Origin of the sequence: Rhodanobacter sp. FW104-R8, from assembly GCF_001617365.1 — a bacterium.
Lineage (GTDB): Bacteria > Pseudomonadota > Gammaproteobacteria > Xanthomonadales > Rhodanobacteraceae > Rhodanobacter.
Window position 1 is genome coordinate 55,625 of record NZ_LVJR01000007.1, and the last position, 7,646, is coordinate 63,270.

General features: G+C 57.4%; 7 protein-coding genes. All 7 read left to right on the forward strand.

Going from position 1 to position 7,646, the window contains the following annotated elements:
* Positions 1-27 precede the first annotated feature (27 nt).
* The gene (locus RHOFW104R8_RS01505) at positions 28-3,588 is read left to right on the forward strand and encodes a methylmalonyl-CoA mutase family protein (protein ID WP_068095653.1); all 3,561 of its coding nucleotides are present in this window, start codon (positions 28-30) and stop codon (positions 3,586-3,588) included.
* A gap of 3 nt (positions 3,589-3,591) precedes the next feature.
* Positions 3,592-3,756 carry a DUF4160 domain-containing protein gene (locus RHOFW104R8_RS18020; protein WP_369487266.1) on the forward strand — a complete coding sequence of 55 codons (165 nt, stop codon included), beginning with the start codon at positions 3,592-3,594 and terminating at the stop codon, positions 3,754-3,756.
* A complete protein-coding gene (locus tag RHOFW104R8_RS01510; RefSeq protein ID WP_235604215.1) occupies positions 3,690-3,857 on the forward strand; it encodes a DUF4160 domain-containing protein in 168 nt (55 codons plus the stop codon). The genes RHOFW104R8_RS18020 and RHOFW104R8_RS01510 overlap by 67 nt, the downstream gene beginning before the upstream one ends.
* Complete coding sequence (locus tag RHOFW104R8_RS01515; RefSeq protein WP_068095652.1) at positions 3,850-4,119, forward strand: DUF2442 domain-containing protein; 270 nt, start codon at positions 3,850-3,852, stop codon at positions 4,117-4,119. Before RHOFW104R8_RS01510 ends, RHOFW104R8_RS01515 begins: the two co-directional genes overlap by 8 nt.
* 55 nt (positions 4,120-4,174) lie before the next feature.
* Positions 4,175-4,372, forward strand: a complete 198-nt coding sequence (locus RHOFW104R8_RS16820; RefSeq protein WP_082823479.1) for a hypothetical protein — start codon at positions 4,175-4,177, stop codon at positions 4,370-4,372.
* Positions 4,373-4,915: 543 nt separating this feature from the next.
* Positions 4,916-5,245, forward strand: a complete 330-nt coding sequence (locus tag RHOFW104R8_RS01520) for an NYN domain-containing protein (protein WP_153021733.1) — start codon at positions 4,916-4,918, stop codon at positions 5,243-5,245.
* Positions 5,246-5,254: 9 nt separating this feature from the next.
* Positions 5,255-7,537 (forward strand): hypothetical protein, encoded by a 2,283-nt coding sequence (locus RHOFW104R8_RS17205; RefSeq protein ID WP_153021732.1) that lies wholly within the window; start codon positions 5,255-5,257, stop codon positions 7,535-7,537.
* The last annotated feature ends 109 nt before the right edge of the window (positions 7,538-7,646 follow it).

Below are 7,646 nucleotides of genomic sequence, written 5' to 3' on the forward strand. Positions count from 1 at the left end.
TTCAAGCACACGATGTCCGGAGTCGCCATGAGTTCCCCCGCCAAGCACGTCCCCGCCAGCGCCCCGCAGACGGAAACCACCCCACTGCGTTTCGTCACCGCGGCCAGCCTGTTCGACGGCCACGACGCGGCGATCAACATCATGCGGCGGATCATCCAGTCGCAGGGCGCGGAGGTGATCCACCTCGGCCACAACCGCTCGGTCGAGGACGTGGTGCGCGCCGCGCTGCAGGAAGACGCCGACGCGATCGCGCTGTCGTCCTACCAGGGCGGCCACGTGGAGTACTTCAAGTACATGGTCGACATGCTGCGCGAGCGCGGCGCCGGCCACGTGCGCGTGTTCGGCGGCGGCGGCGGCACCATCACGCCGGAAGAAATCCGCGAGCTGCAGGCCTACGGCGTCGAGCGCATCTACCATCCGAACGACGGCATGAAGCTCGGCCTGGTCGAGATGATCGAGGACGTGATGCAGCGCGCCGGCAACGCCGCCGCGAAGCGCGCCGAGTCCGAAACCAACGCGCTGCCCAAGGTCGACATCGACGACGAGATCTCGATCGGCCACATGCTCTCGGCGATCGAGGAAGGCAAGCTCAGCGACGGCGAACTCGAGCACCAGCGCAAGCAGTGGAAGCTGGCCGGCAAGCACACCCCGGTGCTCGGCCTCACCGGCACCGGCGGCGCCGGCAAGTCGTCGGTGGTGGACGAGCTGCTGCTGCGCTTCCTGCATGCCTTCCCCGCCATGCGCATCGCCGTGCTCGCGGTCGATCCCACTCGCCGCCGCTCCGGCGGCGCGCTGCTGGGCGACCGTATCCGCATGAACTCGTTGAGGTCCCACCGCGTCTACATGCGCTCGATGGCCACCCGCCGCCAGCACGCCGCCACCAGCGTGGTGCTGCACGACTGCATCGACTTCCTGAAGAGCCAGCCCTACGACCTGGTGATCGTCGAGACCGCCGGCATCGGCCAGAGCGATTCGGAGATCGTCGACCTGGTCGACTTCCCGGTCTACGTGATGACCAGCGACTACGGTGCCGCCAGCCAGCTGGAGAAGATCGACATGATCGACTTCGCCGACCTGGTGGTGCTCAACAAGTTCGACAAGCGCGGCGCCGAGGACGCGCTGCGCGACGTGCGCAAGCAGTGGAAGCGCAATCACACCGCGTTCAAGGTGGCCGACGAGGACGTGCCGGTCTACCCGACCATCGCCAGCCAGTTCAACGACCCGGGCGTGACCTGGATGTTCACCAACCTGTGCCGGCTGATGCGCGAGAAACTGCACCTTGAACCCTCCCTTTCAAGGGGAGGGCAGGGTGGGGTCGCTCTTGCCGTGCCTTGCGACTGGAAACCCCAGCTCGACACCACCCTGAAGGAGCCGCGGGCCACCGTGCTGATCCCCGGCAGCCGCGTGCGCTACCTCGCCGAGATCGCCGAACAGGGCCGCGCCATCAACAGCGCCATCGCGCGCCAGGCCGAGTTCGCCAGCAAGGCGCAGCACTACTACGAAGCGCTGAAGGAGCTGGGCGATCCGAAACTGCCGCGTCCGCTGGATTTGTACGGCAGCGCCGACTTGCACGCCTCCTCACCCGATCACGCTGAGCGTAGCCCGCAGGGCGCAGTCGAAGCGCCGCACCACGTCGACCGCTCCATCCTCCTGCTGCGCCAGCGCTACAACGCCGCGCTCAAGGAGCTCAGCCACGAGGCGATCCACCAGCTGCGCGAATGGCCGGCGCTGTACCAATCCGTCACCGCCGACGTCAACGAATACAAGGTGCGCGACAAGGTTATCCGCGTCGAGAACTATCGCGAATCGCTGAGCCACCAGAAGGTGCCCAAGGTGGCGCCGCCGAAGTCGAAGGACTGGGGCGAACTGGTCAGCTTCCTCGGTCGCGAGAACCTGCCGGGCCACTACCCGTACACCGGCGGCGTGTATCCGTACCGTCGCAGCGGCGAAGACCCCACCCGCATGTTCGCCGGCGAGGGCACGCCCGAGCGCACCAACCGCCGCTTCCACTACCTCAGCCAGGGCGGCGCCGCCACGCGCCTGTCCACCGCGTTCGACTCGGTCACGCTGTACGGCGAAGACCCCGCGCCGCGCCCGGACATCTACGGCAAGATCGGCAACTCCGGCGTCAACATCGCCACCCTGGACGACATGAAGAAGCTGTACTCCGGCTTCGACCTCAGCGCGCCCAGCACCTCGGTCTCCATGACCATCAACGGCCCCGCGCCGATGATCCTGGCGATGTTCATGAACACCGCCATCGACCAGAACGTCGAGAAGTACCTCAAGGAAGACGACAAGCGCTGGGCCGCCGCGCAGCAGTACATCGACAAGCTCTACAAGAACGTGCCGCGCCCGCAGTACCACGGCGAGCTGCCCAAGGGTAACGACGGCCTGGGCCTGGGCCTGCTCGGCGTCTGCGGCGACGAACTGATCGACGCCGAAACCTATGCCCGCATCAAGGCCGACACGCTCACCAAGGTGCGCGGCACCGTGCAGGCCGACATCCTGAAGGAAGACCAGGCACAGAACACCTGCATCTTCAGCACCGAATTCGCGCTGCGCATGATGGGCGACATCCAGCAGTACTTCGTCGACCACAAGGTGCGCAACTTCTACTCGGTGTCGATCAGCGGTTACCACATCGCCGAGGCCGGCGCGAACCCGATCAGCCAGCTCGCCTTCACGCTGAGCAATGGCTTCACCATCGTCGAGTACTACCTCGCGCGCGGCATGAAGGTGGACGACTTCGCGCCCAACCTCAGCTTCTTCTTCTCCAACGGCATGGATCCGGAATACACCGTGATCGGTCGCGTCGCCCGCCGCATCTGGGCCCGCGCCATGCGCGAGCGCTACGGCGCCAGCAGCCGCAGCCAGATGATGAAGTACCACATCCAGACCTCGGGCCGCTCGCTGCACGCGCAGGAAATCCAGTTCAACGACATCCGCACCACGCTGCAGGCGATGTACGCGCTGTTCGACAACTGCAACAGCCTGCACACCAACGCCTACGACGAAGCGATCACCACGCCCACCGAGGAAAGCGTGCGCCGCGCGGTGGCGATCCAGATGATCATCAACAAGGAACTCGGCCTCAACTTCAACGAGAACCCGTGGCAGGGCAGCTACGTCGTCGACACCCTCACCGACCTGGTCGAGGAAGCCGTGTACAAGGAGTTCGAGGCGATCAGCGAGCGCGGCGGCGTGCTCGGCGCGATGGACACCATGTACCAGCGCGGCAAGATCCAGGAAGAGTCGATGTATTACGAGCACAAGAAGCACGATGGGTCGTTGCCGCTGATCGGGGTCAATACGTTCCTGCCCAAAGAGCACGCTGGCGAAGTTGCCACCAAGATCGAGCTGATCCGCTCCACGCCGGAGGAGAAGGGGCAGCAGATCGACAACGTGAAGCGCTACGGGGAGGCGCGCAATGCGTTGGCGTCAGATAGTTTGAAGGTGTTGCAGACGACGGCGCGCGATCGGCGGAATGTGTTCGAGCAATTGATTGAGGCAGTGAAGACCAACTCGCTGGGGCAGATCAGTCATGCGTTGTATGAGGTCGGCGGCGAATACCGCAGGAACATGTAAGCCATGCCGATCATCTCCAGCTTCTTCGGTATCTATGTCCGCATGTACTTCGCCGATCACGCGCCGCCGCATGTACACGTGGAATACAGGGGCACGAGGCGTTGGTTGCCATCGAAGATGGCATCATCGTGCAAGGCGAGCTGCCCAAGCGTGCGCTTGCCCTGGTGAAACAGTGGTGCCTCGACCATCACGAAGAGCTGGAGCAGAATTGGATGCGCGCACAGGCGCTGCAGCCACTCAGCCGCATTCCGGGAGCCGACAATGATTAAATTGATCGCGGTCGAACCAAGAGAGGGGTATCAGCTGTTGCTGCGTTTCTCCGACCGTGCTTCGGGTGTGTTCGATTTTTCCAGGTTCGTTGAAATGGACACGGAGATGACGGTGCCACTGCGTGATCCGGCGTTCTTTGCACGCCACTTCATTGAGCTTGGTGCACTGGCTTGGCCGAACGGCCTGGATTTCAGTGCGGGGTCGTTGTATCAGCGGTTGCAGGATGAGGGAAGGCTGGTGCGCGGCAAGAAGGTGGCTTGAGTAGTAGCCGAAGTGCAGGAGTACTTCGCGCTGTTCGATTGCAAGGAGGTGCTGGATGAATTATTCGCCGAAATCGCCAACGACAAAGCGTGAAGGTATCCGCGAGCCGCTGGTCGACAGCGACGTGCTGGATGTCGTGCAGGCAGGCAGGGGTGATCTGTCGGATTGGGTGGAGTTGATGGATGCGGTGGAGGCGTTGTGTCCGGTATGGCCGAAGATGGGTGTGACGAGGGCGGGGACTTATAGGCTTTGATCGTTTGACACAGGCGGAAGTGAACCTGACCCCGTTTCCGTGTACAAGCCGCCCGATTCCTGTCCTAGCGTTGGGCTGCATAACGACGATTAATTAGATAATGCATGCTATATAAATAGCGGTCCAATACGGAGGGACGCGATGTCACTTACTGTCCTCATGGATTTCGATAACATTGATCGAGCTTTGATCGGGTCGGGACCAATAGCCATGGCTCGAGCAATCGCCTTATCCATCCCAGCATCAGTCACCAGAAACTACGAAACAATAACAGCGCGCTTATATGGTGGATGGCGTAGCAATGGCCTATTAACGAACGCGGCTCAGCGGCTAATTCCCAATATCCGAAGCGACTCGCCTTCAAGTTTGGCAGTTGCGGGTGCCGAAGATCGAACGTCGGTTCGTCTCAATGTTGAACTGGCTGAAAGGCCGTTGGGTTCGACTCGCATGTTGACGGAGACCTTCGTTAAAGACCGTGGTCTTCGCAATTTTAGATCCCGGACACATCCATGGAATCGTTGCGAATGCCAGTCAGACTGCGGTATGAAGTCGTTCGCCGGCCTTAATCACAAAGGGAATTGTCCAAAGTTGGATTGCTCAGTTTCGCTAGGAGACGTGCTGGTTCGCGATGAACAGAAAATGGTCGATACGATGATGGTCGCTGACCTCGCTTATATTTCTCTCGTCGAAAGAGCCAAAAACGTTGTCGTCGTTTCCTCCGATACCGACATGTGGCCGGGCGTGATGTTGGCGCTCAGGGCGGGTTGTTATGTGCTCCAAATCCATACGAAAGCTGGCTGGAGAACTCAGACGCACCTGATTAACACACTCGATGCTCTGACAGCTCGCTTCTACGAGCAAACATCAATATAGGTTCTAGTTATGGATATTTCTGATTTTAAACGCGTTCTGAGTTCGTTCGCTGATGAGCCGACTGATGTCGATATCAGGCTCGGTAGAGTGGTGGCACAACTCAGGGATGACATCATCGATGCCACAATATCTTTTGATCCGCAAGATAACGGGCGCCTGATCGTCCATGAGGATGATCAAAGATATGATGCCAGATTATGGCTAGTGAACAGAGTTGCAAAATTACCTCAACTAGCAGATCGAATCTTATCAAACGTTCCATCGGAGCCGTCACCCAACTCTCCATTTGTCGTTCCATCAGGTGACCTTTCTGCGGACATCTCCTCCGCAAAGATCGACGATGTACCTGTTGCGGACGTTGTGGAATCTATGCGTGCATCTGCATCCAACCCCGTTCCTGGCGCTACTACAGTCTTGTACATCACTTCGGACGCAGGTGAGGGCAAGACCACGGTTATAAATAGAGCTGCTCTTGAGCAAGCTAAGAAGTTTAAGTTGAAGGAGGTGTCGTCTCTTATTGTTCCCATTCCGCTGAGTGGGCGAGCGTTTCTTACGTTCGATGATGCGGTAATTGCTGCTCTAGTAAATAAGCTGCGATTTAACTATTGGTACTATGACGCCTTCTTGAATTTGGTAAAAATGGGTCTGATAGTTCCAGCTTTTGATGGCTATGAGGAAATGCTTGTCGAGGGTTCGAAGGGCGAAGCGGTTTCAGCGCTGGGAAATCTCGTCCAGACATTGGACTCGGCGGGTACGATATTCATCGCCGCTCGCAAGGCATTTTTCGAGTATTTGAGTTTCAAGACGCAGGCGAGGCTTCTGGATGCCATCGGTGATAGGTCGGCGTCTTTTGCAAGGCTCGAACTGCGTCGCTGGGATGAGGGTCAGTTTCTCGAGTACGGAAGGCTTCGCGGTGTCGCGGATGCTAAGGGAATTTACGATACGGTCGCAGCACGTCTTAGCTGCGAGCATCCGCTACTAACGAGAGCGGTTTTGGTTCGTAGGCTCTTTGATGTCGCGTCAGAAGCTTCGGATAGGTCGGACCTATTGACACTTCTTGGCCATAATCCAAGCGACTATTTTCATACATTTGTCGATGCAATAGTAAAACGGGAGGCCACAGAGAAGTGGCTTGCAAGAGTTTCTGGCGAGATTATGGAGCCTTTGCTGGAGACAGTTGAGCACCATATGCTGCTATCGCAAATAGCACTAGAAATGTGGCAGTTGTCGGTAAATTGTTTGCGGTACGACGTGCTGGATGTTGTGGTTGAAATATTTGCAGAGAGTCGTAAGAAGAGTGCGAGAGTTATTCGGCAGATCAAGGAGCGCATAAGACAACATTCATTGCTCTCGGCTGACTCTGCAAAGGGAAATTCAGTTTGCTTTGATCACGAAGATTTTCAGAACTTCTATCTCGGTGAAGGGCTTGGGCACCTCGTGGCTCGACGCGTTCGCTCAGAATTGAGTGCGTTCCTTTCAATAAATGTCGTGCCCCCTGCGACTGTAGAACAGGCTGTGCAATATCTAATACGTGATGGTTCGGATCTGGCGCTATCCTTACAATGTGTCCAGGAAATTAATGATTTCGAGTCGAGTTTTTCTTTCTGTAAAGAGAATTGTGGAATGCTCGGGCTGCGGTTGGCGGAATGTCTTGCGTCGCCGGCTCAAGACGTCTTTTTGAGGAATATGTTTTTTTCTTCCGGAGCGCTTGCTGGAAGGAAGTTGCAGAGGGTTACTTTTGAAGGTTGTCATTTCCAGTCTACGACAACTCAAAACGCCAGTTTTGAGCAGGTTCGTTTCATTGAGTGTGAATTCGAGCAGCTTGAAGGTGCTAGTAATGGTGGTTTCGGTGGCTGGACCTTTGAGAATTGCAAGATCGACTGCCTGTTACTGACACCTGAGGATCAGCAGTCTTTTGACCCATCTGTAATTTCTGCGTTACTTGAGAGGTCGGGAGGAAATATGGGAATGGATTCTGCTGCGAGCCAGTTGCTATTCCCCGAGGACGATCGGCTTCGAGTTCTGGAGAAATTTCTCAGGATCTTTTTACGCTGTACCTATGTTGATGAATCATTTATCAAGGTTCGTCTTGGCAAGGTTCATGCACCCATTTTTTTTGATTCGCTTTTGAGTGAGCTTTTGAGCGTGGGAGTCCTCGAAGAGATTCCTTGGAAAGGCCAAGGTGTTCAGCGTAGATATAAGCTCGGTGTTTCGATGTCTGATGTGAATCGATCTCTTGAACGGTCGCGCGGTTCCTTTGACGCTTTCTTGAGAGAAATTGGTCCGTCATAGAAAAACCGGAAAAAAGGCGAAACCGGGACCGAGGCTGAGGTTTCCCCACGAATCTTCTCGTTCAATCAACGCGTTGCATGCGGATTGAAGGAACAGTGCGCGCATGATG

Coding starts and splice junctions, on each gene's coding strand:
- RHOFW104R8_RS01505 (WP_068095653.1), top strand. CDS start 28: ATGAGTTCCCCCGCCAAGCACGTCCCCGCCAGCGCCCCGCAGACGGAA.
- RHOFW104R8_RS18020 (WP_369487266.1), top strand. CDS start 3,592: ATGCCGATCATCTCCAGCTTCTTCGGTATCTATGTCCGCATGTACTTC.
- RHOFW104R8_RS01515 (WP_068095652.1), top strand. CDS start 3,850: ATGATTAAATTGATCGCGGTCGAACCAAGAGAGGGGTATCAGCTGTTG.
- RHOFW104R8_RS16820 (WP_082823479.1), top strand. CDS start 4,175: ATGAATTATTCGCCGAAATCGCCAACGACAAAGCGTGAAGGTATCCGC.
- RHOFW104R8_RS01520 (WP_153021733.1), top strand. CDS start 4,916: ATGAAGTCGTTCGCCGGCCTTAATCACAAAGGGAATTGTCCAAAGTTG.
- RHOFW104R8_RS17205 (WP_153021732.1), top strand. CDS start 5,255: ATGGATATTTCTGATTTTAAACGCGTTCTGAGTTCGTTCGCTGATGAG.